The following is a 24,596-nucleotide window of genomic DNA, read 5'->3' as shown; positions in this document are numbered from 1 at the left end:
ATGAGCCTGCACGGTCTGCTCGACGCCGTCGTCAAGGACGCCGCACTCGCGGAAGCGATCAAGGCGGCCTCGGACGGCAACCGGATGCACGTCGATCTGGTCGGCCCCCAGGCGGCCCGCCCCTTCGCTCTCGCGGCCCTCGCCCGCGAGAGCGGACGCCCGGTGCTGGCGGTGACGGCGACCGGGCGCGAGGCGGAGGACCTGGCGGCGGCGCTGCGCTCACTGCTGCCGCCGGAGGGAGTCGTCGAGTACCCGTCCTGGGAGACGCTGCCGCACGAACGGCTGAGCCCGCGCAGCGACACCGTGGGCCGGCGCCTCGCCGTGCTGCGCCGACTCGCCCACCCCCGCCCCGACGACCCCGAGACCGGCCCGGTCTCCGTCGTCGTGGCCCCCGTGCGATCCGTGCTCCAGCCCCAGGTCAAGGGCCTGGGCGACCTGGAGCCGGTGGCGCTGAGGACCGGGCAGACCGCCGATCTGAACGAGATCGTCGACGCCCTCGCCGCCGCCGCGTACGCGCGCGTGGAGCTGGTCGAGAAGCGCGGCGAGTTCGCCGTACGCGGCGGCATCCTGGACGTCTTCCCGCCCACCGAAGAGCACCCCCTGCGCATCGAGTTCTGGGGCGACGACGTCGAGGAGATCCGCTACTTCAAGGTGGCCGACCAGCGGTCGCTGGAGGTCGCCGAGCACGGCCTGTGGGCCCCGCCCTGCCGTGAACTTCTGTTGACGGAAGACGTCCGCACGCGCGCGCGTGCCCTCGCCGAGGCGCACCCCGAGCTGGGCGAGCTGCTCGGCAAGATCGCCGAGGGCATCGCGGTGGAGGGCATGGAGTCGCTCGCGCCCGTCCTCGTCGACGACATGGAGCTGCTGCTCGACGTACTGCCGAAGGGCGCCATGGCCGTCGTATGCGATCCGGAGCGGGTACGCACGCGTGCCGCGGATCTGGTGGCGACCTCGCAGGAGTTCCTGCAGGCCTCCTGGGCGGCGACCGCCGGCGGCGGGGAGGCGCCGATCGATGTCGGCGCGGCCTCGCTGTGGTCCATCGCCGACGTCCGCGACCGGGCCCGCGAGCTGGACATGATGTGGTGGTCGGTGTCGCCGTTCGCCGCCGACGAAGAACTCGACGCGGACACGCTCAAGCTCGGCATGCACGCCCCGGAGACCTACCGCGGCGACACCGCCAAGGCGCTCGCCGACACCAAGGGCTGGCTCGCCGACGGCTGGCGCACGGTCTTCGTCACAGAGGGCCACGGCCCGGCCGCCCGCACGGTCGAGGTGCTCGGCGGTGAGGGCATCGCCGCCCGCCTGGACGCCGACCTGGGGGAGATCTCCCCCTCCGTGGTGCACGTGGCGTGCGGCTCGATCGACCACGGCTTCGTCGACCCGGCGCTCAGGGTCGCGGTGCTCACCGAGACCGACCTGTCCGGCCAGAAGGCGGCCGGCCGCGACGGCGCCCGCATGCCCGCCCGCCGCCGCAAGACCCTCGACCCGCTCACCCTGGAGGCGGGCGACTACATCGTCCACGAGCAGCACGGCGTGGGCCGCTACATCGAGATGGTGCAGCGCACCGTGCAGGGCGCCACACGCGAGTACCTCGTCGTGGAGTACGCCCCCGCCAAGCGCGGCCAGCCCGGCGACCGCCTCTACATCCCCACCGACCAACTGGAACAGATCACCAAGTACGTCGGCGGCGAGGCGCCCACGCTGCACCGCCTGGGCGGCGCGGACTGGACGAAGACCAAGGCACGCGCGAAGAAGGCCGTCAAGGAGATCGCGGCGGACCTCATCAAGCTGTACAGCGCGCGCATGGCGGCCCCCGGGCACACCTTCGCGCCGGACACCCCGTGGCAGCGCGAGCTGGAGGACGCCTTCCCCTACGTGGAGACGCCCGACCAGCTGACGACCATCGCCGAGGTCAAGGAGGACATGGAGAAGTCGGTCCCGATGGACCGACTGATCTGCGGCGACGTCGGCTACGGCAAGACGGAGATCGCGGTCCGCGCCGCCTTCAAGGCCGTACAGGACGGCAAGCAGGCCGCGGTCCTCGTACCGACGACGCTGCTGGTGCAGCAGCACTTCGGGACGTTCAGCGAGCGGTACGCGCAGTTCCCGGTGAGCGTGAAGGCGCTGTCCCGGTTCCAGACGGACACCGAGGCGAAGGCGGTCCTGGAGGGACTGCGGGAGGGCTCGGTGGACGTCGTCATCGGCACCCACCGCCTCTTCTCCTCCGAGACGAAGTTCAAGGACCTCGGTCTCGTCATCGTCGACGAGGAGCAGCGGTTCGGCGTCGAGCACAAGGAGCAGCTGAAGAAGCTGCGGGCCAACGTGGACGTGCTGACCATGTCGGCCACGCCGATCCCGCGGACCCTCGAGATGGCGGTGACCGGCATCCGCGAGATGTCCACGATCACGACCCCGCCGGAGGAAAGGCACCCGGTGCTGACCTTCGTCGGGCCGTACGAGGAGAAGCAGATCGGCGCGGCGATCCGGCGTGAACTGCTGCGCGAGGGCCAGGTCTTCTACATCCACAACCGGGTGGAGTCCATCGACCGCGCGGCGGCCCGGCTCCGCGAGATCGTCCCCGAGGCGCGCATCGCCACCGCGCACGGGCAGATGTCGGAGTCGGCGCTGGAGCAGGTCGTCGTCGACTTCTGGGAGAAGAAGTTCGACGTGCTCGTGTCGACGACGATCGTCGAGTCCGGCATCGACATCTCCAACGCCAACACGCTGATCGTCGAACGAGGGGACACCTTCGGTCTGTCGCAGTTGCACCAGCTGCGCGGGCGCGTGGGGCGTGGGCGTGAGCGCGGGTACGCGTACTTCCTGTACCCGCCGGAGAAGCCGCTGACGGAGACCGCGCACGAGCGGCTCGCCACCATCGCCCAGCACACCGAGATGGGCGCGGGCATGTACGTGGCGATGAAGGACCTGGAGATCCGGGGAGCCGGAAACCTCCTCGGCGGCGAGCAGTCGGGGCACATCGCGGGCGTGGGATTCGATCTGTACGTCCGGATGGTCGGCGAGGCGGTCGCGGACTACCGGCGGCAGCTGGAGACCGGCGAGATCGAGGAGGAGCCGCCGCTCGAGGTCAAGATCGAACTGCCCGTCGACGCCCACGTACCGCACGACTACGCGCCGGGTGAGCGCCTGCGGCTGCAGGCCTACCGCTCCATCGCCTCCGCCAACACGGAGGAGGACATCAAGGCCGTACGGGAGGAACTCGTCGACCGCTACGGCAAGTTGCCGGAACCGGTGGAGAACCTCCTCCTGGTGGCGGGCCTGCGCATGCTCGCACGCGCGTGTGGCGTCGGTGAGATCGTCCTCCAGGGCAACAACATCCGCTTCGCACCGGTGGAGTTGCGGGAGTCGCAGGAACTGCGGCTCAAGCGGCTGTACCCGGGGACGGTCATCAAGCCGGCGGTCCACCAGGTGCTGGTGCCGCGCCCGAAGACCGCGAAGGTGGGCGGAAAGCCGCTGGTCGGGCGGGAACTGCTCGGGTGGGTCGGGGAGTTCCTGGCGTCGGTTCTGGGGTCTTAGGGGCGAGGCGCAGCCCTGATCGAGGGGCGAAGGGCGCACGAAGCCGTCCGCGGGTGGTGGAGTACCGCGGACGGCTTCTGTTCCAAGGTGGTTCAGCGGGCCGCCGTCAGGGAGTTGTGCCCCGTGGCCGGCCAGGTGTCCTCCGTGGGTCTCCGGCCTACGGCTGCTCGGGCGGCCGGTCGCGGTCCATGCCGAGCTGACCCTCGATCTTCTGCTGGGCAGTGTCGACTTGGCCCTCGTACTTGTTGCCCGTCTTCTCGTTGACCTTCTTCTCCGCGGCGTCGGATGCCTGCTTGGCCCTGTCCTGAGCCGCCTTGCTCCTGAACCTGTCGAAGATGCCCATCCAGAGCTCCTTCCGGAGGTGATTCAGAACCGACGATACGCCCGGCTTGCGAGGAATGCAGGGTTTGAGGTAACTGTGGTCTGGACCTCTCGGCCGCTACTGTGGCACCAGGCACCACCCGCCCGTACGGGCGGCCAGGGCAGGCAAGGAGAGGGGCGCACCGTGACGCGTCTGAGGGAGGGGGCCGCGGCCGCCGCTGTGGCGCTGGGCGCCGGGGGAGCAGGGAACGCGCGCTTCTTCCGCGCGGCGACGGTGCTGGCAGCTGCCGTGCTCCTCGTCTCGGGATGCGAGGGTCTCGGCGAAGACGACTCCTCGGCGGGATCCGGACGGGCTGCGCAGGCCGGGCAGGCGGTCAGTCCGCTCAAGAATCCGGACGGTACGAAACCAGGGCTCGCGCCCCTGACGACGGACGTGGACAAGGCCGCGGCCCGCAACCTCATCGAGGAGCTGTCCACGAAGGGGCGGGGGCCGAGGACAGGCTACGACCGTGACGAGTTCGGCTACGCGTGGATGGACACGGCCGATGGTGTGCCGCTGGCGAGGAACGGCTGCGACACGCGTAATGACTTGCTGAAACGCGATGGTCAAAGCATCCAGTTCCGGGCCGGTTCCGACTGCGTGATCGTCTCGATGAAGCTGCACGACCCGTACACGGGCAAGGACATCGCCTGGAAGAAGTCGAAGGCCACCGAGGTGCAGGTGGACCATGTCGTGCCGCTGTCGTACGCCTGGCAGATGGGTGCGGCTCGCTGGGACGAGGAGAAGCGGCAGCGGGTGGCCAACGACGCGCTGAACCTCCTGCCGGTCTCGGGCTCCACGAACTCCGCCAAACGCGACTCGGGACCGGCGTCCTGGCTGCCGCCCAGCAAGGCGATCCGCTGCTCGTACTCGGCGCGGTTCGCGCAAGTGGCGCTCAAGTACGAGCTGCCTGTCACGGCGGCGGACAAGAACATGATGCTCCAGCAGTGCGGCGCCTGAGCTTCCACCTGTTTCGCGGCCTGCGGGCACCGCTGTCAGAGCGGTGTGGAACGGTGTGGGTCAGGGGCGAACTGGGGGAGCAGGTCGACGACCAGGATCGGGTGCTCGTTGTGGGCTCGGTGCACTGAGGCGGTACCTCCTCGACTTCCCCACCGGGGGCAACCCCCCGAAGGCGCCACCCCACTTCCACACAAACTGAGTGAAGCCGGAGTGCGCGAAAATGCGTTCCGCTGCCACCGGGCCGCCGCCTAGCGTGGCCGTATGGAGCTGAAGATATCGAGCCTCGCCGAACGGCCGGACATGCTCGGCCGGGTGGCCGGGATGGCCAACACCTGGCCGGAGTTCGTCATCAACGATCCGGTGGGGGACGCCTACTATCCGCAGATCGCCGCTGAACTGCCGCAGTTCGTGCAGTTCGCCGAGGACGAGAACGCTGAGGTCGTCGCGCACGCACACAGCGTTCCCTTCGCGCTCGCCGCCGAGGGCCGTGGTGAACTGCCCGCCCGTGGCTGGGACGAGGTGCTCCTGTGGGCGTTCGCCGACCTGCGTCACGGTGTCCGCCCCGACACGGTCAGCGCGATCTCGGTCACCATCACCCCGCACGCCCAGGGCCTCGGCCTGTCCGGCCGCATGCTCACGGCGATGCGCGACAACGCCCGCGCCCTCGGCTTCAACGAGGTCGTCGCCCCCGTGCGCCCCAGCGCCAAGCACCTGGAACCCCGTACGCCGATGGAGGAGTACGCCCGCCGGGTGCGCCCCGACGGGCTCCCGCACGACCCCTGGCTGCGCGTCCACGCCCGGGCGGGCGCCACCGTCCACTCCGTGGCGCCGGCGTCGATGGCGGTGGCCGCCTCGCTGCACGACTGGCGCCGCTGGACCGGGCTGCCCTTCGACACCGCAGGCGACATCGAGGTGCCCGGTGCCCTGGTGCCGGTGCGCTGCGAGCCGGAGCACGGGTTCGCGGTGTATGTCGAGCCCAACGTGTGGATGCGGCACCGACTGTGAGCGGCACGGGCCGGCGCGTGGTTCGCGGCGGACCTGTTCACCGGCGAGTGGTTCGCGGCGGACCTGTTCAACGGCAGTGATCAGTGCCACAACGGTATTGATCAGTGCGACAACGGTTCGGTACAACCCGGGACCGCTTGTCGGTGTCGACCTATACGCTCGAAGCGACAATCGCACGACTGGCGTTGCCCGACGCCGGCCGGCCTCGTACGCCCACCTCAGGCACCAGGAGCAGCCATGCATGGCCACGGCTACACGCAGCCGGTGAAGCAGCCGCCCCCGACGGCGTGGCTGGTCCTCCTGCGTGTGCTGTTCGTGGCGATCTCCGTCCTCAGCCTCGGGTTCCTGACCTGGACGATGCTGCTGCGCCTGGCGATCGTCACCCGCAGGTCGCTGGACTGGGGCCTCTTCGTGGCGGTGCTGGCCATCGACATCCTGGCCGTGGTGCTGCTCGGCAGCGAACCCGGCGAGGAGATCCACACCGCGGGCGGCTGGACCGGCCTCGCACTGCTGCTGGGCACGCTCGTGGCGGTGATCGCGTACTACCTCGCCGCGGACGTACGCCACTTCCACCAGCTCCGCTACGGCGGCGGCTACGCCCCGCAGCCCACCGCGGCGTACGGCTATCCGCAGCCGCCGGCCCAGGCTTCGTACCACACGGCCACGACCGCCCCGCAGCCCCCGCTCACCCGTAGCGCGCACACCCCGCCTCCGATATCCCAGGCCGCCACGCCCGCCACCCCCGGCCCGCCGATACCCGCCCCGCCCCAGCGCCCCGCGCCGGCCCGGATCGACCAGGTGCGTGCCGAACTCGACGAGCTCAGCGACTACCTGCGCAAGCAGGGCGGCGGGCCCGACGGCAACCACGAGGGCGGACGGTGACCGGGACGACAGCACGCGTCGTCGCCGGCCGCTACGAACTGGCCACGCTCATCGGACAGGGCGGCATGGGCCAGGTCTGGACGGCCTACGACCAGCGGCTCGACCGGCGCGTGGCGGTGAAGCTGCTGCGCCCCGACAAGGTGGCCGGGCAGGAGGCCGACGAGTTGCGCCGCCGTTTCGTGCGCGAGTGCCGGGTGACCGCACAGGTCGACCACCCCGGGCTCGTCACCGTGCACGACGCGGGCAGTGCGGGCGAGGAGCTGTTCCTCGTCATGCAGTACGTCGACGGTGCCGACCTCTCCGACCATCTCGCCGAGCACACCCCGTACCCGTGGCAGTGGGCGGTCGCGGTCGCCGCGCAACTGTGCGCCGTCCTGAGCGCCGTGCACGCGGTGCCGATCGTGCACCGCGACCTGAAGCCGCGCAACGTGATGGTGAAGCAGGACGGCACGGTCACCGTCCTCGACCTGGGCGTCGCCTCCGTCATGGACACCGACACCACGCGCCTGACGCACACCGGTTCGCCCATCGGCTCGCCCGCCTACATGGCGCCCGAGCAGGCGATGGGCGGCGCGGTCGGCCCGTACACGGACCTGTACGCACTCGGTGTACTCCTGCATGAACTCCTCAGCGGCGACGTCCCGTTCGCGGGTTCCACGGCGCTCGGTGTGCTGCACCGGCACCTGTACGAGCCGCCGCTGCCCGTGCGCCGGATCCGGCCCGAGGTTCCCGAGGCGCTCGAAGCCCTCGTCCTGCGCCTGCTCGCCAAGGACCCGCAGCACCGGCCCGCCTCCGCGCAGGAGGTGTACGAGGACCTGGCGCCGCTCCTGCCCGCGCGCGGCACGCCCACCGGGTCGCCCCTCGACCCCACGCGCCCCTTCCTGCGCCCGCACGCCCCGTGGCCGGACCGCGCGCGCACGCCCGCTCCCCAGCCCGCCCCCGTCGCGCCGGTCGCCGAGCAGCCGGACGTCGCGAGCGCCGTCGACGAGGTCAAGCGTCTCCTGGGCGAGGGACGCATCACCCAGGCCGTGGACATCCTCGGCGCGATCCTGCCCGCCGCCGCGCAGCAGCACGGTGAGCACTCCCCGGTCGTCCGCACCCTGCGCAAGCAGTACGCGGCCACGCTCATGGACGACGGCCAGTACCGGCGCGCGCTCCCCGAACTGCGCCGCCTCGCCGACGAGCGCGCCGCCGAGGCCGGCCAGGCCGACCCGCAGTCCCTGCGGTTCCGCTACGAGGCCGCCCAGTGCCTCGAACAGCTCGGCGAACCGGCGGCGGCGCTCGCCGCGTACCGGGCACTGCTGCCGTACTACGAGAACCAGTACGTCTCCGGCGACCCCGAGCTCTCCCACGACGTCCGCCGCCGCATCGGCCACCTCCTCCTCGCCGTCGGCGACCGCCCCGCCGCGCACGACACGCTGGCCCGGCTCCTGCACGACGTCGAACGGCTGAACGGTCCCGGGCATCCGCTGGCGGTGGAGGTACGCCGGACGCTGCAGTGGCTGGGCCAGGTACGCGGGTAGTCCTCCTGCGGCCGGGTGGCGCGGCGGTGCCCGAAGTCCTGGTGAATCGTTGGTCGAATGGGTTGGCCAAAGCTGGGCCGCTGCCTACTATCGATCACCGCAAGACCTTGTGCACCGTCGCACAATCTCCTCGGGAGGTTTCCTTGCACCGCCGTCGTCGCACCGCGCTCCTCCTGTCCGCCGCGATCGCCGCGGCCCCGCTCCTCACCGCCTGCGGAAACGATGCGCACCCCGGTGCGGCGGCCGTCGTCGGCGGTCAGCGGATCACCGTGTCCCAGCTCGAGAGCAGGGTGAACGAGGTGCGCGCGGCGCAGCGGGCGGCGGTGAACGACGAGGCGCAGTACGCGCAGGCCATCGCCAACACCGGCACCCTGTCCCGCGACACCCTGCACAACATGGTCCTGGACCGGGTGCTGCACCGCGCCGCCCAGGACGCCGGCATCACCGTCAGCCGCAAGGAGGTCCAGGAGATGCGGGCCGGCCTGGAGGAGCAGGTCGGTGGCCCCAAGGCGTTGCAGACGGCCTGGCTGCAGCAGTACAGCATTGCGCCGGAGCGGCTGGACGAGAACCTCCGTCTCCAGCTCGAGGCCCAGAAGCTCGCCGCGAAGCTCGGCACCGACACCAGCCAGCCGGCCTTCTGGGACGCCCTGTCCAAGGCTTCCGAGAAGCTGAACGTCGACCTCAACCCGCGCTACGGCGCCTGGGACGTCGAGCGGAGCAGCCGCGTCGACCAGCAGGCGCCGTGGGTACGGGACGTCTCGACGGCGCAGGCGCAGCAACCGGCGTAACGGTGCGGCGGCCCGCCTGTGGACAACTCGGGGGCTTGTCGGCGACGTGGGTTACGTTCGGATCGTGAACGCAACCAGCTTCGAAGGCGCCCCGGACGCGAGCCCCGACCTCGCCCCCGGCCGGATCGTCCTGCTCACCACCAGTCACCGTGTCGCGCCCGGCCTGCTCTCCTGGCCGGCGTGGCAGGCGTTGCGCACCGCCGACCGGGTGCTCTGCGCGGACGGGGCACACCCGCAGCTGCCGTATCTGCGGGAGGCGGGGATAGCCGTGGACGAGGAATCCCCGACCGCCGAGGAACTGGTCGACGTGTGCGCCGACGGGCACACCGTGGTGGTCGTCGCCGCGGGTGAGGGCGAGCCCGCGCTGACCGACGGCCTGGCCCGCCTCGCCGGCACCGGACGTGTGCAGATGCCGGAGCTGGAGCTGCTCCCCGCCTCCTACGACCTGCCGGGCGCCCGCCTCCTCGACCTCGTGCAGGTCATGGACCGTATCCGCGCCGAATGCCCGTGGTCGTCCCGCCAGACCCACCAGGGCCTGGCGAAGTACGGCATCGAGGAGGCGTACGAACTCGTCGAGGCGATCGAGGACGGCGACCGCGAGGAACTGCGCGAGGAACTCGGTGACGTCCTCCTCCAGGTCGTCTTCCACGCCCGGATAGCCGAGGAGGACCCGGACGCGCCCTTCTCGATCGACGACGTGGCGGCCGGCATCGTCGCCAAGCTCATCCACCGCCATCCGCATGTCTTCGGGGACGAGACGGCCTCCACCCCCGAGGAGGTCAAGGAGCACTGGCTGCGCACGAAGGCACAGGAGAAGCGGCGTACGTCGGTGACGGAGGGCATCCCCCTGCACCAGCCGGGCCTGGCCCTCGCGGCGAAGCTGGCGTCCCGGGTGCGTACGGCGGGCCTGGAGGTGCCCCTGCCGAAGACCGAGGGCGTCGGATACGAGCTGCTGGCGCTGGCGATACGGGCCGAGGCGGAGGGCGTCGACCCGGAAGCGGCGCTACGGGCGGCGGCGCGGGCCTACCGGGATGCGATCAGGGAGACCGAGAGCCGGGGACAGGAGACCGAGAGCCGGGGACAGCGGATGGATTCAGACACAGCCGGGACCGGCGACTGACGTCACTCGCCGACCAGCGACCGATGTCACCCGGCGACCGATGTCACCCGGCGACCGGCGACCGGCGACCGATGCCGACCGACGACCGATGTCACCCGCCCCTCCGCCTCCGGATACCGTCAACGGGTGACCAGCCAGCCCCACCGCCCGAGCCCCCACCAGGACGCCCCCGAGCTCTTCACGTGGGAGTTCGCCACCAACCCCTACCCGGCCTACGCCTGGCTCCGTGAGCACGCCCCCGTCCACCGGACACGGCTCCCCAGCGGTGTGGAGGCCTGGCTGGTCACCCGTTACGCCGACGCCAAGCAGGCCCTCGCCGACCAGCGGCTCAGCAAGAACCCCGCCCACCACGACGAGCCCGCGCACGCCAAGGGCAAGACGGGCATCCCCGGTGAGCGCAAGGCGGAGCTGATGACGCATCTGCTCAACATCGACCCGCCGGACCACACCCGCCTCCGCCGGCTCGTCTCCAAGGCCTTCACGCCCCGCCGCGTCGCCGAGTTCGCGCCCCGGGTGCAGGAGCTCACCGACGACCTCCTCGACCGGTTCGCCCGCACCGGCTCCGCCGACCTCATCCACGAGTTCGCCTTCCCGCTCCCCATCTACGCCATCTGCGACCTGCTCGGCGTCCCCCGCGAGGACCAGGACGACTTCCGGGACTGGGCGGGCATGATGATCCGGCACGGGGGAGGGCCGCGGGGCGGGGTCGCGCGGTCGGTGAAGAAGATGCGCGGCTATCTTGCCGACCTCATCCACCGCAAGCGAGAGTCGCTCTCCTCCGAACCGGTCCCGGGCGAGGACCTCATCTCCGGCCTCATCCGCGCCTCCGACCACGGCGAGCACCTCACCGAGAACGAGGCCGCGGCGATGGCGTTCATCCTGCTGTTCGCCGGGTTCGAGACCACCGTCAACCTGATCGGCAACGGCACCTACGCCCTGCTCACCCACCCCGAACAGCGCACCCGCCTCCAGCAGGCCCTCGCCACCGGCGACCGTGGCCTCCTGGAAACCGGGGTCGAGGAACTCCTGCGCTACGACGGCCCGGTGGAGCTGGCCACCTGGCGGTTCGCCACCCAGCCGCTCACCGTCGGAGGGCAGGACATCGCGCCCGGCGACCCCGTGCTCGTCGTACTCGCCGCCGCGGACCGGGATCCGCAGCGGTTCGCCGATCCGGACACCCTCGACCTCGCCCGCCGTGACAACCAGCACCTCGGCTACGGGCACGGCATCCACTACTGCCTCGGCGCCCCGCTCGCCCGTCTGGAGGGGCAGACCGCGCTCGCGACCCTCCTCACCCGCCTCCCGGACCTCCGACTGGCCGTGGACCCGAGCGAGTTGCGCTGGCGCGGCGGCCTCATCATGCGCGGACTGCGCACGCTGCCCGTGGAGTTCACGCCCATTTCGTAAGGCAACTCCCCGGATTCGACCGGAACCCTCCACTCCGGCACCGAAAACGTGACACGACCTCAACTCTGTGATCTTCACGTGATCTGCGCGGCATTAACTTGTGACAAGTGATCGACTGCCGATACGTTCACCCATCAGCGCGACGTCGAACACCAGTCGCCGCGCCGGTCACTGCTGTCTCGTGAAAGGTCCCCGCATGCTCTCCGGGAACGGTCGTCACCGTCGCCCCCGCCAGGTTCCGGCCCTCGTGGTCGCGGCCGGCGTGACCGGGTCCGCCATCGCCATCCCACTCCTCGGCGCCACCGGCGCGAGCGCGGCCAGCGGCACGACGTGGGACCGGGTGGCGGAGTGCGAGAGCGGCGGCTCCTGGAGCGCCAACGCGGGCGACGGGTACTACGGAGGGCTGCAGTTGTCCCAGGAGGACTGGGAGCGGTACGGCGGCCTCGCGTACGCGGCCAGCGCCGACCAGGCCAGTCGTTCGCAGCAGATAGCCGTCGCCGAGAAGGTGCTCGCGGACCAGGGCGTGGGCGCGTGGGGCACCTGCGGGCTCACCTCCGGTCTCAACGCCGACAAGGGGTCGGCCGATGTGGACACGGGTGTGGCCGGTGACACCTCGTCGGACACTTCCGAGAGCCTGCGTAACTCGCTCGGCTTGTCCGGTTCCTCCAGCTCGTCCGGTTCGTCTGATTCGGCAGGATCTTCGCCTGAATCCACCGCGCCGTCCCCGTCGTCTGACTCGTCATCGAATGCGACGGACGGTTCCGCGAGCCCGACGCCCACCGACTCCACCTCGGGCAACTCTCAGGAATCCGACAGCTCGCCCACAGTCACCCCGAAGGGCACGGAATCGGACAACTCTGGGCAGAGTGAAGGTGATTCCGGTCTGATCGACACCGGGACGGGCAGGCATCGCGGCGACAGCGCCGACGAGGACGCCGCCGACGCTCGTACGGCCGATTCCTCGGGCCGTCACGCCTCGCGCGACAGCGCCTCCGCCCGCGATGCCGCCGACGGGTCGTACACCGTGCGCGAGGGGGACAGCCTCTGGGGCATCGCCGACTCCCTTGGCGTCCAAGGGGGGTGGCCCGTGCTCTATGCGGACAACGAGGAGACCGTCGGCGCCGACCCCAACCACATCATCCCCGGTCAGACGCTGGATGTCGGGGTCGAACCGGGCGAAAAGTAGCGGGAGTTCACGTCACACTTCGCGCCTAATGTCCGGTTTGGTGAAAGTGTGGGATGAGTCTCAGAGGCCCTGATCCTCTTTGAAATTCCGCCAATCGCGTGTCTACGGTCATGACCGCTCGCCAACGCGAGCCCCGGCTGCCGCAACGCCGAATCCTGCCAGCGGCCGTTCGGGAACAGTCGTCGCGTCAAGCGCCGTAGGCAGGAGCGGGGGACCCAAGGTAAGCGCCGCACCGGACAGTTGAGCCGGTACGGCTTGGGGTGAAGTCACGCCTCCCCACAGGGGCGTGGCCGGGCAACTCAACCGGCCCGAACCCGACAGCTCACCTCGCAGGCGTCGGTGAGGGGATCTCTCCATGCTGTTTTCCAGCAAGGGCAAGCACCGTCGTCCGTCCAAGGCCGCTCGCGCCATAGCCGTCGTCGGCGTCACCGGCGCCGCCGCCGTCGCCGCCCCGCTGATGGCGGCCGGCAGCGCCTCCGCCGCCACCGCCTCCGAGTGGGACGCCGTCGCCCAGTGCGAGTCGGGCGGCAACTGGTCCATCAACACCGGCAACGGCTACTACGGCGGTCTGCAGTTCTCCGCCTCCACCTGGGCCGCGTACGGCGGCACGCAGTACGCCGCCACGGCCGACCAGGCCACCAAGGCGCAGCAGATCCAGATCGCCGAGAAGGTGCTCGCGGGTCAGGGCAAGGGTGCCTGGCCGCACTGCGGCACGGGCCTGTCGAACGCCACGTACACCGGCGGTGGCGCGAGCGACTCCTCCTCGGAGGGCTCCTCGCAGAGCAGCACCGAGACCACCACCCGCTCGACCGAGCAGCAGCCGGCCTCCCGTTCGCAGGAGCGCCCGGCGCAGAAGACCGTCACCGCCCCGACCGGTGAGAAGGTCGCGAAGGGTGACGGCGAGTACAAGGTCGTCACCGGCGACACGCTCAGCACCATCGCCGAGAAGCACGATGTCGAGGGCGGCTGGGAGAAGCTGTTCCAGCTGAACAAGGACATCGTCGAGGACGCCGACCTCATCTACCCCGGTCAGCAGCTGCACCTGAAGTAATCCGGGTCCACCCGGGTCGGCAGCTTCACCTGACCTGAAGCGATCCGGGCTTCGCAGACCCCCGTGAGGGTCCCCCCGTCCCCGCGGGCCCCCGCCCCGGCGCGTGTTCCCCCGTACGCGCCGGGGCGGGGCTTTTGTGTCACCGCTCGTGCCCTCGTTCTTCGCTCGGGCCCTCATTCTTGAGGAACCGTCTTTGTTCCATTCGGAAACAATTTACGATCGGTTCCGTCCACGGGGCGGGCGACCGGCTGGCCGATCCCACGGAGCCGGTTAGGCTCGTCTCGCAGAGCCGCTGCGGTCCTGCTAAACCGCGTCACATCCACGAAGGAGATGCTCGTGCCGTCCATCGACGTCGTCGTAGCCCGGGAAATCCTGGACTCCCGAGGCAACCCCACGGTCGAGGTCGAGGTCGGCCTCGACGACGGCAGCACGGGTCGTGCCGCCGTTCCGTCCGGCGCCTCCACGGGCGCCTTCGAGGCCATCGAGCTCCGCGACGGCGACCCCAACCGCTACCAGGGCAAGGGCGTCGAGAAGGCCGTCCTGGCCGTCATCGAGCAGATCGGCCCTGAGCTGGTCGGCTACGACGCCACCGAGCAGCGCCTGATCGACCAGGCGATGTTCGACCTGGACGCCACCGACAACAAGGGCTCCCTCGGCGCCAACGCCATCCTCGGCGTCTCGCTCGCCGTCGCGCACGCCGCCTCCGAGGCCAGCGACCTGCCGCTCTTCCGCTACCTGGGCGGCCCGAACGCGCACCTGCTGCCGGTGCCGATGATGAACATCCTGAACGGCGGCTCGCACGCCGACTCCAACGTGGACATCCAGGAGTTCATGATCGCCCCGATCGGCGCGGAGTCCTTCTCCGAGGCCCTGCGCTGGGGCACCGAGGTCTACCACACCCTCAAGAAGGTCCTGAAGAGCAAGGGCCTGGCCACCGGCCTCGGCGACGAGGGCGGCTTCGCCCCCAACCTCGGCTCCAACCGCGAGGCCCTCGACCTCATCCTCGAGGCGATCAAGGAGGCCGGCTACACCCCCGGCGAGCAGATCGCCCTTGCGCTCGACGTCGCCGCGTCCGAGTTCTACAAGGACGGCTCCTACCTCTTCGAGGGCAAGGCGCGCTCGGCCGCCGAGATGACCGAGTACTACGCCGAGCTGGTCGACGCCTACCCGCTGGTCTCCATCGAGGACCCGCTGTTCGAGGACGACTGGGAGGGCTGGAAGACCATCACCGCCAAGCTCGGTGACAAGGTCCAGCTCGTCGGCGACGACCTGTTCGTCACCAACCCCGAGCGCCTGGCCAGGGGCATCGAGGAGGGCGCCGCCAACGCCCTGCTGGTCAAGGTCAACCAGATCGGCTCGCTGACCGAGACCCTGGACGCCGTCGAGATGGCCCAGCGCAACGGCTTCAAGTGCATGATGTCCCACCGCTCCGGCGAGACCGAGGACGTCACCATCGCCGACCTGGCCGTCGCCACCAACTGCGGTCAGATCAAGACCGGCGCCCCGGCCCGCTCCGAGCGCGTCGCCAAGTACAACCAGCTGCTGCGCATCGAGGAGATCCTCGACGACGCCGCGGTGTACGCCGGCCGCTCGGCGTTCCCCCGCTTCAAGGGCTGAGCGAGCCTCGTAGGAAGCGTCGTACGTACGTCCCCGTACTCGGTCCCGTACCGTGTGCGGGGACGTACGCGCGTGTGACGGGAGTGGGAGATGGCCGCCAAGGACCGGGACCGTTTCTCCACCACGACCAGGATCCGGCTGCTCGGCGAGCAGACGGCCGCCCGCGTCTACCGCTCCCAGACCCGGCGCCAGGCCCGCCGCTCCCGGCTGACCGGCCGCGCCGCACTGCTCGCGCTCGTCGTCTGCTCGCTGGTGGTCGCCCTCGCCTATCCGATAAGGCAGTACGTCGCCCAGCGCGCCGAGATCGCCGACCTCCAGCGGCAGCAGGAACAGGCCCGGCAGCGGGTCGAGGAACTGCGCGACCTCAAGGCACGCTGGCAGGACGACGCGTACGCGGAGCAGCAGATCCGGCAGCGACTGCACTATGTGATGCCGGGGGAGACCGGTTACGTCGTGATCGACCCGGACGCGGCCGAGCAGTCGCACGCCGACTCCGGGGCGGCCGACCGCCCCTGGTACGCGAACGTCTGGGACGGCGTCGACAAGTCCGACGCCTCCGACCAGTGAACACAAGAGAAAGAACGTCATGGAGACCCCCCCGCCGCCCACCCCGCGCACCGAGCCCACCGACGCGGACGTCGAGGCCTTCAAGCAGCAGCTCGGCCGGCCGCCGCGCGGGTTGCGCGCCATCGCGCACCGGTGCCCGTGCGGGCAGCCGGACGTCGTGGAGACCGCCCCGCGGCTGCCCGACGGCACGCCCTTCCCGACGCTGTACTACCTGACCTGCCCCAAGGCGTCCTCGGCGATCGGCACCCTGGAGGCGAACGGCGTGATGAAGGAGATGACGGCCCGCCTGGAGACCGACCCCGAGCTCGCCGCCGCCTACCGCGCCGCGCACGAGGACTACATCCGGCGCCGGGACGAGATCGAGGAGCTGAAGGGCTTCCCGAGCGCCGGCGGCATGCCGGACCGGGTGAAGTGCCTGCACGTCCTGGTCGCCCACTCGCTGGCCGCCGGACCCGGCGTGAACCCCCTCGGCGACGAGGCCCTCGCCATGCTGCCGGAGTGGTGGCGCAAGGGCGCCTGCGTGACCGTACCGAACGAGGAGAACGACCAGTGACCCGAGTGGCCGCCGTCGACTGCGGCACGAACTCCATCCGGCTGTTGGTCGCCGACGCAGACCCGGCCACCGGCGAACTCGTCGACCTGGACCGCCGTATGACGATCGTGCGGCTCGGCCAGGGCGTCGACCGCACCGGCCGCCTGGCCCCCGAGGCCCTGGAGCGGACCTTCGCGGCCTGCCGCGAGTACGCCGCGATCATCAAGGAGCACGGCGCCGAGCGGCTCCGCTTCGTCGCCACCTCCGCCTCCCGGGACGCCGAGAACCGGGACGACTTCGTGCGCGGGGTCATGGACATTCTGGGCGTCGAACCTGAGGTCATCACCGGCGACCAGGAGGCCGAGTTCTCCTTCACCGGCGCGACCAGGGAGCTGGCGGAACACGACCATCTCCCCAAGCCCTACCTCGTCGTGGACATCGGCGGCGGCTCGACCGAGTTCGTCGTCGGCGAGGACCACGTCCGCGCGGCGCGCTCGGTCGACGTCGGCTGTGTGCGGATGACCGAACGGCACCTGGTCCGCGACGGCGTGGTCTCCGACCCGCCGACCGAGGAGCAGATCGCCGCGATGCGGGCGGACATCGAGGCGGCCCTCGACCTCGCCGAGGAGACGGTGCCGCTGCGCGAGGCGCACACGCTGGTCGGCCTGGCCGGCTCGGTGACGACGGTGTCGGCGATCGCGCAGAACCTGCCCGAGTACGACTCGGCCCGCATCCACCACTCCCGTGTCTCCCACGACAGGGTCCGCGAGATCACCGACTGGCTGCTGCACTCCACCCACGCCGAACGCGCGGCCGTCCCGTCCATGCATCCGGGGCGGGTGGACGTCATCGCGGCGGGGGCTCTCGTCCTGCTGTCGATCATGGAACGGACCGGCGCGGAGGAGGTCGTCGTGAGCGAGCACGACATCCTCGACGGCATCGCGTGGTCCGTCGCGTGAACTGCAGCGGCCGACCGTGACTTCCTATACCGGCGCCGTCTTCAACAACGGGATGGTGGCGAGGCTCGTCGACATCCTCGCCTCGGCACGCGAACGAGGCGGGACGGCACCGTTCGCCGACGAGATCGCACGCATCAACCGAACACTGGACAGCTGCGCCACAGCGAGGTGGGCCATGCCGAGCGCCACGCTGGCAGCCCTCCTCGACCTCATCGCCGAGGAGCTGAAGACATCCCCGGACCAGGATCTGCCGCCAGGCTTCCTCACGAGGCTGGATGCGGCCGCCGGGGATCAGGACCGGCTGGAGTTCCTGACCCACACGGCCTCGTCGCTTCGCACCTCGAAGCGAGAAGGGATCGCCCGCTTCGAGGAACTCCCGATGTCTTCCTGGGAGGCGGAGCTGCGATACGCCCGCCTGCGGGACTTCTCATGGTGGGTGGAGTCGGAAGAACATGAGAACTTCGAAGAAGGGGTGCTCGCCGGCGCGACCGGCGAGCACCCGGACGGTTGCGCGCACCTGCTCCCGCCCCTGATCGCGGAGCTGCACGCGGCTCTGCTGCTCGACAAGGACGCCCGCTCCGCCGCCGGCCTCCGCTCCGTGGTGCCCTGGGCCACGCCGCCGATCCTGCGCGAAGTCCTGCGGGCCGCCTCCACCCACCTCCTTGAAGCGCACTGAGGCCTGGCGGCGCATGGTCGGTGGCGCAGGTCGCTCGGGCTGGGTGGTCCGGGTCTCGTTTACTACTGGTCAGTAGCCATCAGTTGAGCGGGTCGGCTAGCGTATGAGCTCATCCGAAGGGCCTCCGTGGGGCCCTCCGCGACGCCCTGTCGGAAAACTTCGTGAAGTTCTTCACAAGGAATTCGGCCCTGTCGGAGGGTGGAAAGGGCCCGGTTGGCCCTTCCGGGGGCCGAGCAGCCCTTGAACGCGTTCAGAAGGCTGCTGCAGGGGTGTACTGGAAGGCTCTCGCGGAAGCGTGTTTCGACCGGCTCACACGGGGGTCGGCGACCCAGAGAGGCAGCTCACGCGGCATTGACAACGGGTCGTACCGCCCCTCGGTTCCGGGCGTGACCATGACCTGCGTCACGCGGGCCGGGGAGTGTAACACAGGGCCTGCAAGAGCTTGTGAAGGGGCGCACGAACTACCCCCCTGAGGCAGGTGGATACTCGATGGCATGAGCACCACGGAGCGTCCCAGGATCCTCGTAGTAGGCGGTGGGTACGTAGGCCTGTACGCAGCTCGGCGCATTCTCAAGAAGATGCGCTACGGCGAGGCGACCGTCACGGTCGTCGACCCCCGGTCGTACATGACCTACCAGCCCTTCCTTCCCGAAACCGCCGCCGGCAACATCTCCCCGCGACACGTCGTCGTCCCGCTGCGACGCGTGCTCCCCAAGGCGGAGGTGCTCACCGGCCGGGTCACCACCATCGACCAGGACCGCAAGGTCGCCACGATCTCCCCGCTGGTCGGTGAAGCGTACGAGCTCCCCTTCGACTACCTCGTCGTCGCGCTCGGCGCGGTCTCCCGCACCTTCCCGATCCCCGGCCTCGCCGAGCAGGGCATCGGCATGAAGGGCATCGAGGAGGCCATCGGTCTGCGCAACCACGTCCTCGAGCAGCTCGACAAGGCCGACTCCACCACTGACGAGGAGATCCGCCGCAAGGCGCTCACCTTCGTCTTCATCGGCGGTGGCTTCGCGGGTGCGGAGACCATCGGCGAGGTCGAGGACCTGGCCCGCGACGCGGCGAAGTACTACAACAACGTGTCTCGCGAGGACATGCGCTTCATCCTCGTCGACGCCGCCGACAAGATCCTCCCCGAGGTCGGCCCCAAGCTCGGCCAGTACGGCAAGGAGCACCTGGAGAGCCGCGGCGTCGAGATCTACCTGTCCACCTCCATGGACTCCTGCGTCGACGGCCACGTGGTGCTGAAGAACGGCCTCGAGGTCGACTCCAACACCATCGTGTGGACCGCGGGCGTCAAGCCCAACCCGGTCCTGGCCCGCTACGGCCTCCCCCTCGGCCCGCGAGGCCACGTCGACACGGCGGCGACCCTCCAGGTCCAGGGCACCGACTACATCTGGGCCGCGGGCGACAACGCCCAGGTGCCGGACATCGCCGCCCGCAAGGCCGGCGTGGAGAACGCCTGGTGCCCGCCGAACGCCCAGCACGCCCTCCGCCAGGCCAAGGTCCTCGGCGACAACGTGGTCTCCGGCATGCGGGGCTTCCCGCAGAAGGAGTACTCGCACGCCAACAAGGGCGCGGTGGCCGGGCTCGGCCTCCACAAGGGCGTGGCGATGATCGTCATGGGCAAGATGAAGATCAAGCTGCGTGGCCGCCTGGCGTGGTACATGCACCGTGGCTACCACGGTATGGCCATGCCGACCTGGAACCGCAAGATCCGGGTCTTCGCCGACTGGACGCTGGGCATGTTCCTCAAGCGCGAGGTCGTCGCCCTCGGCGCGCTGGAGTCCCCGCGCGAGGAGTTCTACGAGGCGGCCAAGCCGGCGCCCGTCGCTGCCGCGACCAAGACGGAGGAGAAGGCCAAGGCCTCCTGACCTCCGGTCACTTGAACACCCCGAAGGGGCCGCCTGCCATCCGTGGTGCGGGCGGTCCCTTCGGGGTTCACCCGGTCAAGTCGCCGGCCTGAGCCGGACATACCGCCTACGGCGATTGAGTAAAAGCGCCCATGTGCCGGTCCAGCCCTCCCGGTTGGGTGGAGCGCATGGTGGACAACAACAGACCGAACGCTGCCGTGCCGCGCGCGTGGATCGCGCCGTTGATCTCGACCGTGATCACGCTCCCGGCCAGCCTCCTGGCCCTCTTCTTCGGCGGGCTTACTCCCATGGCCTGCGACGCCTGCAACGGGGTGGAGGCCGAGCGTTTCGACCAGAGCTTCAACACTGCCTTCACGGCCCTCCAGATCGGCCTCGCGGTCTCCATCGTCCTGCTGCTGGTCAGTTGGTGCCTGCCATGGAACGAGCAGAACACAATCCGCCGCGGCGCCTTCGCGGCCCTGGCGCCCTGCACCGTGTTGGTCGCCGTTGTCTTCTTCCTGGGGCTGATCGACGGGCCGAACTGAAACGTGCATCACGTGGGCATCGGGCGAAGGCGGCATAGTGACCCGGTCCCGTCCCGATATTCAAGTGAACGCACGGGATGAGCTTGCATAGGGTGACTGGCGTGGACCCCGCTGACTTCTACACCGGCATCGTCGCAGAGCTCTACGGGCCGCTGAAGTCCTTCTCCCAGGACCCCGAGCCCTATGCAGCCTTCATTCAGCAAGCCGGCGTGCCTGCCTTGGAGCTGGGATGCGGGGACGGTGATCCTCTGCTGGAGCTGTGCCGACGCGGCCTGGAGGTCGAGGGCGTCGACTCCTCCGTGGACATGCTGCAACGCCTCCAGCGCCGAGCGGACGAGCAAGGGATCCCCGCCACCGTGTTTCACCAGCGGATGGAGGCCCTGAACCTGCCCCGCCGCTACCGGGCGATCTTCCTCGCCGGGCCGACCTTCACCCTGCTCCCCGACAACGCCACCGCGCTGGCCGCCCTGCACGGCATCCGCGCTCACCTGGCCGAGGACGGCACGGCCCTGGTACCCCTGTTCACTCCCGCACCGACCCCGGCCGAACAGATCGGCCAGGTACGCACGGCCACCGCACCCGACGGCGCCGAGCTTCGGGTATCCGTCGTCGCCGAGCAACGCGACGAGACTGCTCGGACACAGACGACACTTCTGCGCTACGAACGCCACCACGGCTCAGACAGCAGCGTTGTGGAGCGCCCGTGGGTCTTGCACTGGTACACCCGCGATGAGTTCGAAGAGCTGGCCACGACCGCCGGCCTGGCCGTGACTGCGGTCACCGATCCGCACGGCAAGCCCGCCCCCGCCAACGCCACCGACCTGCACTTCCGACTCCGAGCGAGGAAGGCGCGGTCAGGGCATCGCGGTTGGGCGCAGCACTGAACGTCTGGGCCGAGGCCGCCCCTGTCAGGGGCATCGCGATCCTGAACTCGCGGCGGCGTTCGCACTGACCGTCTTCATCCGCAGGCGCCGGACACCCACAGCGAACCCTCCACATCCGTGCACGCCCCCGGTCAACTCCCCTCTACCGCAGGAGGGTTCGCGCCGCCTCCTCCGTACACCCTTGGGAGCGGCACACCGCCGCCCAGTAGAGGACCGGGTTCTGCCTGAGCACCGTTTTCCTCAGAACGGCGACGTGAAGGCGTGGCGCCGTGCTCTGTGTGACTCCAGTCATACAGCGTCATGCTAGGAATGTTCGAAGGCATACGGGGTAAGCGCGGCATGTTTGAGCGATTGCATTCGCGTACGGGGAGGGGGCACGCCGGATGGCGTGGGAAGAGTGGGAGCAGCTCAAGGCCGATGCCGTGCAGAGACAGTCGGCGCGGATGCAGCTGAATCAGCTGCCGGCTGATGGGGGCGGTGGCAGTGGCGGGGGCTCGGATCTCGTCGTTCACGACGACGAGTTGGGCAAGCTCGGCAATATGGCGTACGACCTGCGCGAGAGGTTCCGGGTGGACGCGGACTTCGCGCGCCCGAGTACCTTCACGGCGTCCGTCGACCTCTTCAACGATGGCCTCGACATGGGCTCCGCGCTCACCGAGCTGCACGACGCGTGGAACACTCAGCAGCAGACGCTGAAGGAGGCATGCGCCCATATCTCCAACCATCTGGACTTCAGTCGTGCCCAGCACGCGAAGGACGACGTGCACATCCAGACCGGCATGAGGAACGCCGCAGGCGACCTGATGACAACCTCGCGTATCAACGAGTACTTCAAGTAGCGGCAACGGGGGCTGACAACAACATGGCGGCGGACACGCTGACCGCGCAGGAACTTACGGATCTGCGCCTGGGCACGCTGAACACCGCGGTTTCCGACTGGAAGACCATGGTGGGCAGGCTGGAGCGGCTCGCCACCGGCAGCGACGGCGAGCTCAGCGCGGCCGATCTGGAGAAGAAGGCCAACGCCGCGGACTGGAAGGGCGTCAACGCCACGGTTTCGCGGGAGTTCGTCACGAAGACCGCGGCGCAGTTCGCGGACGCGGCCGCCGCCGCCAAGAGCGTCCTGGCAGTGCTGCGCGACGCGCACAGCGCCTTCAAGCAGCACAAGGAAGACCTGCGCACCGCCATCGACGAGCTGGCGAAGAACAATATCTACGTCAACGGAAACGGAAAGGTCGCCGCCTCCGTCCCCTCCGGTGCGGCGGCTGGGGGCGCCGACATCCACAAGCCGACGGCCGCGGAACTGGACGCCGCCCAGAGCAGGATCACCAAGATCCTTTGGGAGGCGACCGAGACCGACCGCATCGCGGCCCGGGCTCTGCGCCAATTGGCCAAGAACAAATACGACTTCACTGACCAAGGTCCCGACAGCCTGAAGGATGCCGACCGCGAGCAGGGCAAGGCGGACGCTGAGTATTGGCGGAAGGAGATCGGCAAGGGGAACGTCGACGAGTGGAGCAAGGAGAAACTGGCGCGCTTCAACGAGGCCCTCGAGAACCAACGCGACAACCCCGGCTTCACCGAGGCCTTCGCCACCGGGTTGGGAGGGGACGGCACTCTCCAGTTCTGGCGCGATCTCGCCTCTCCGCCCGGCGGTGCGGTCGAGGGCGACAAGGCCAAGCTCCTGGCTCAGGTGCAGGACAACCTGAGCATGTCGCTCGCAAATGCCTCCCACAGCGACAGCCCGGCGATGGAGGCGTGGAAGAAGGACGTGATCGCGGCCGGTGGCAAGCCGTTCCCCGTCGACCCTGCCATGCCCATGGGCCCGAACGGCTTCCAGGTGATGAGCAGCCTGATGGGCAAGGGGAAGTTCGACGACGACTTCCTCCACGACTACGGCACGGCGATGCTGAAGTACGAGCGCGAGTACCCGGGCGACCCCAAGGTCGCGTGGCGAGACACCACCACGCTCACCTACCCGCCCACCGGCAACCTCAACGACCCCGTCGTCGGCTTCATGGACGCCCTCGGCCACAACCCCGAGGCGTCCCTCGACTTCTTCAACGGCTCGACCGGCCAGGGCGACGACAAGCTCAGCAACTTCGACTACCTCGTGGGCCACGGCAAGGATGCCCGCGAGTGGCCGGTGGACGACGACGGAAAGCCCATCGGATACAACAACCTCGGCCACGCCCTCGAGTCCGCCACGCTGGGGTATCCGTACGACGACCAGAACCCCCACATCCCGCCAACGAAGACCGAGGCCCAAATCCAGGCGCGCGAGGACCGTCTGGACCTCGTGTCCAAGGTCATGGGCAACTACAACTCGGCCGACGAGATCGACAAGCAGGACGGGATCCGGGACAGCCTTGCGAAGATCGCGGCTGGTCACATCGACAGTTTCAACTACTCCATGGCCGACTGGGGCGGAAGCGGAGAGCTCGGGGACAGGAAAGGCCTCTTCAACGCCGACGGGAGTCATCTCCGCGATTTCGGGGGTCCGGAGACGATCGATTTCCTGCGGGCGCTCGCATCTGACGAGGATTCCTACGAGACCGTCTCGACGGCGCAGCAGGTGTACGGATCGAGCCTCATGGCGGCTCAGGGCGACAACCGGGACGACGCACTGGATGCGGGACTGCACAGCATGTCGATGCACGGCCTACTGGATCAGGCCCGTACAGAGGCCATTGGCCATCAGTACGGCGAAGACGAGACCGCTCGGAACAAGGCGCTCGAAAAGCAGGCGGAGTGGCGTAAGTTCGTGGCCGGTGCCGCGATCGGTGTGGGTGTGGGCGTGGCCTCGGGAGTGGTGGTTCCCGCCGGGGTTGCCGCTGCCGTTGCTGTACCGCTTGGCTTCGAGACGCTCGGCAGCGCCGGCCAGACGGTTATGGGAACGCAGACGATCGATTGGCTTCAGAACAACGAGTACAACAACGATCAGGAAGCCATCGATTCGATTCAGAAGGCGAAGGATCGGGGAGCACAAAACGCGATGACACCGCTCTTGAACTACGCGGACGACGAGCACATGACCCCGCACCAGGTGAGGGAACTGACCTTGAAGGCACAGGCCGCGTACTCGGCGGGCGGGGATCAGAGCGACACTGACGATGCTCGGGGCTGGTGAGGATGCGTAGGGC

21 protein-coding genes and 1 riboswitch are annotated in these 24,596 nt (G+C 69.5%); of the genes, 20 read left to right on the top strand and 1 reads right to left on the bottom strand.

What is annotated here, in order from left to right; translation table 11 throughout:
- Positions 1–3,534, top strand: coding sequence for a transcription-repair coupling factor (mfd, locus tag ACFV7R_RS11040; RefSeq protein ID WP_385262358.1), 3,534 nt, complete (start codon positions 1–3; stop codon positions 3,532–3,534).
- A 157-nt stretch (positions 3,535–3,691) separates the two neighbouring features.
- On the opposite strand, the gene ACFV7R_RS11035 is transcribed toward mfd, so the two are convergent.
- Positions 3,692–3,877, bottom strand: a complete 186-nt coding sequence (locus tag ACFV7R_RS11035; RefSeq protein WP_385262356.1) for an antitoxin — start codon at positions 3,875–3,877, stop codon at positions 3,692–3,694.
- Positions 3,878–4,081: 204 nt separating this feature from the next.
- Between ACFV7R_RS11035 and ACFV7R_RS11030 the strand changes: the two genes are divergently transcribed.
- The 19 genes from ACFV7R_RS11030 to ACFV7R_RS10940 all read left to right on the top strand — a co-directional run bounded on the left by ACFV7R_RS11030 (position 4,082) and on the right by ACFV7R_RS10940 (position 24,583).
- On the top strand, positions 4,082–4,855 hold the full coding sequence (locus tag ACFV7R_RS11030; RefSeq protein WP_385262830.1) for an HNH endonuclease family protein: 774 nt from the start codon (positions 4,082–4,084) through the stop codon (positions 4,853–4,855).
- Positions 4,856–5,116: 261 nt separating this feature from the next.
- Entirely contained in the window at positions 5,117–5,860 is a 744-nt protein-coding gene (locus tag ACFV7R_RS11025; RefSeq protein ID WP_385262354.1) for an N-acetyltransferase, read from the top strand.
- A 237-nt stretch (positions 5,861–6,097) separates the two neighbouring features.
- Positions 6,098–6,742 (top strand): hypothetical protein, encoded by a 645-nt coding sequence (locus tag ACFV7R_RS11020; RefSeq protein ID WP_385262352.1) that lies wholly within the window; start codon positions 6,098–6,100, stop codon positions 6,740–6,742.
- Between the two features lie 38 nt (positions 6,743–6,780).
- Positions 6,781–8,265 carry a serine/threonine-protein kinase gene (locus ACFV7R_RS11015; protein ID WP_385262828.1) on the top strand — a complete coding sequence of 495 codons (1,485 nt, stop codon included), beginning with the start codon at positions 6,781–6,783 and terminating at the stop codon, positions 8,263–8,265.
- A 143-nt stretch (positions 8,266–8,408) separates the two neighbouring features.
- On the top strand, positions 8,409–9,053 hold the full coding sequence (locus ACFV7R_RS11010; protein WP_385262350.1) for a SurA N-terminal domain-containing protein: 645 nt from the start codon (positions 8,409–8,411) through the stop codon (positions 9,051–9,053).
- Positions 9,054–9,117: 64 nt separating this feature from the next.
- Complete coding sequence (locus tag ACFV7R_RS11005; protein WP_385262347.1) at positions 9,118–10,173, top strand: nucleoside triphosphate pyrophosphohydrolase; 1,056 nt, start codon at positions 9,118–9,120, stop codon at positions 10,171–10,173.
- A 126-nt stretch (positions 10,174–10,299) separates the two neighbouring features.
- Positions 10,300–11,580 (top strand): cytochrome P450, encoded by a 1,281-nt coding sequence (locus tag ACFV7R_RS11000; protein WP_385262345.1) that lies wholly within the window; start codon positions 10,300–10,302, stop codon positions 11,578–11,580.
- 196 nt (positions 11,581–11,776) lie between these two features.
- A complete protein-coding gene (locus tag ACFV7R_RS10995) occupies positions 11,777–12,766 on the top strand; it encodes a transglycosylase family protein (RefSeq protein ID WP_385262342.1) in 990 nt (329 codons plus the stop codon).
- 182 nt (positions 12,767–12,948) lie between these two features.
- Positions 12,949–13,117, top strand: a riboswitch (cyclic di-AMP (ydaO/yuaA leader).
- A gap of 4 nt (positions 13,118–13,121) precedes the next feature.
- On the top strand, positions 13,122–13,817 hold the full coding sequence (locus ACFV7R_RS10990; RefSeq protein ID WP_385262340.1) for a transglycosylase family protein: 696 nt from the start codon (positions 13,122–13,124) through the stop codon (positions 13,815–13,817).
- Between the two features lie 336 nt (positions 13,818–14,153).
- A complete protein-coding gene (gene eno / locus ACFV7R_RS10985) occupies positions 14,154–15,434 on the top strand; it encodes a phosphopyruvate hydratase (protein ID WP_385262338.1) in 1,281 nt (426 codons plus the stop codon).
- Positions 15,435–15,524: 90 nt separating this feature from the next.
- Positions 15,525–16,001, top strand: coding sequence for a septum formation initiator family protein (locus tag ACFV7R_RS10980; RefSeq protein ID WP_385262336.1), 477 nt, complete (start codon positions 15,525–15,527; stop codon positions 15,999–16,001).
- 19 nt (positions 16,002–16,020) lie between these two features.
- The gene (locus ACFV7R_RS10975; protein WP_385262334.1) at positions 16,021–16,554 is read left to right on the top strand and encodes a DUF501 domain-containing protein; all 534 of its coding nucleotides are present in this window, start codon (positions 16,021–16,023) and stop codon (positions 16,552–16,554) included.
- Complete coding sequence (locus tag ACFV7R_RS10970; protein WP_385262331.1) at positions 16,551–17,492, top strand: exopolyphosphatase; 942 nt, start codon at positions 16,551–16,553, stop codon at positions 17,490–17,492. Before ACFV7R_RS10975 ends, ACFV7R_RS10970 begins: the two co-directional genes overlap by 4 nt.
- A 16-nt stretch (positions 17,493–17,508) precedes the next feature.
- Positions 17,509–18,168, top strand: coding sequence for a hypothetical protein (locus ACFV7R_RS10965; RefSeq protein WP_385262329.1), 660 nt, complete (start codon positions 17,509–17,511; stop codon positions 18,166–18,168).
- A gap of 494 nt (positions 18,169–18,662) precedes the next feature.
- The gene (locus ACFV7R_RS10960; protein ID WP_385262326.1) at positions 18,663–20,045 is read left to right on the top strand and encodes an NAD(P)/FAD-dependent oxidoreductase; all 1,383 of its coding nucleotides are present in this window, start codon (positions 18,663–18,665) and stop codon (positions 20,043–20,045) included.
- A 167-nt stretch (positions 20,046–20,212) separates the two neighbouring features.
- Positions 20,213–20,569, top strand: coding sequence for a hypothetical protein (locus tag ACFV7R_RS10955; protein WP_385262324.1), 357 nt, complete (start codon positions 20,213–20,215; stop codon positions 20,567–20,569).
- 101 nt (positions 20,570–20,670) lie between these two features.
- The gene (locus ACFV7R_RS10950; protein ID WP_385262322.1) at positions 20,671–21,453 is read left to right on the top strand and encodes a class I SAM-dependent methyltransferase; all 783 of its coding nucleotides are present in this window, start codon (positions 20,671–20,673) and stop codon (positions 21,451–21,453) included.
- A 383-nt stretch (positions 21,454–21,836) separates the two neighbouring features.
- Positions 21,837–22,292 (top strand): hypothetical protein, encoded by a 456-nt coding sequence (locus ACFV7R_RS10945; RefSeq protein ID WP_385262319.1) that lies wholly within the window; start codon positions 21,837–21,839, stop codon positions 22,290–22,292.
- Positions 22,293–22,315: 23 nt separating this feature from the next.
- Positions 22,316–24,583, top strand: coding sequence for a hypothetical protein (locus ACFV7R_RS10940; protein ID WP_385262317.1), 2,268 nt, complete (start codon positions 22,316–22,318; stop codon positions 24,581–24,583).
- The last annotated feature ends 13 nt before the right edge of the window (positions 24,584–24,596 follow it).

The sequence above is a fragment of the Streptomyces sp. NPDC059866 genome (genome assembly GCF_042731325.1).
Classification (GTDB): domain Bacteria; phylum Actinomycetota; class Actinomycetes; order Streptomycetales; family Streptomycetaceae; genus Streptomyces; species Streptomyces flavusporus.
Note: the sequence above shows the minus strand (reverse complement) of the source record. Positions and strands in the feature narration are given on the sequence as shown.

Coding starts and splice junctions, on each gene's coding strand:
- mfd (WP_385262358.1), top strand. CDS start 1: ATGAGCCTGCACGGTCTGCTCGACGCCGTCGTCAAGGACGCCGCACTC.
- ACFV7R_RS11035 (WP_385262356.1), bottom strand. CDS start 3,877: ATGGGCATCTTCGACAGGTTCAGGAGCAAGGCGGCTCAGGACAGGGCC.
- ACFV7R_RS11025 (WP_385262354.1), top strand. CDS start 5,117: ATGGAGCTGAAGATATCGAGCCTCGCCGAACGGCCGGACATGCTCGGC.
- ACFV7R_RS11020 (WP_385262352.1), top strand. CDS start 6,098: ATGCATGGCCACGGCTACACGCAGCCGGTGAAGCAGCCGCCCCCGACG.
- ACFV7R_RS10995 (WP_385262342.1), top strand. CDS start 11,777: ATGCTCTCCGGGAACGGTCGTCACCGTCGCCCCCGCCAGGTTCCGGCC.
- ACFV7R_RS10990 (WP_385262340.1), top strand. CDS start 13,122: ATGCTGTTTTCCAGCAAGGGCAAGCACCGTCGTCCGTCCAAGGCCGCT.
- ACFV7R_RS10980 (WP_385262336.1), top strand. CDS start 15,525: ATGGCCGCCAAGGACCGGGACCGTTTCTCCACCACGACCAGGATCCGG.
- ACFV7R_RS10975 (WP_385262334.1), top strand. CDS start 16,021: ATGGAGACCCCCCCGCCGCCCACCCCGCGCACCGAGCCCACCGACGCG.
- ACFV7R_RS10960 (WP_385262326.1), top strand. CDS start 18,663: ATGAGCACCACGGAGCGTCCCAGGATCCTCGTAGTAGGCGGTGGGTAC.
- ACFV7R_RS10955 (WP_385262324.1), top strand. CDS start 20,213: ATGGTGGACAACAACAGACCGAACGCTGCCGTGCCGCGCGCGTGGATC.
- ACFV7R_RS10945 (WP_385262319.1), top strand. CDS start 21,837: ATGGCGTGGGAAGAGTGGGAGCAGCTCAAGGCCGATGCCGTGCAGAGA.
- ACFV7R_RS10940 (WP_385262317.1), top strand. CDS start 22,316: ATGGCGGCGGACACGCTGACCGCGCAGGAACTTACGGATCTGCGCCTG.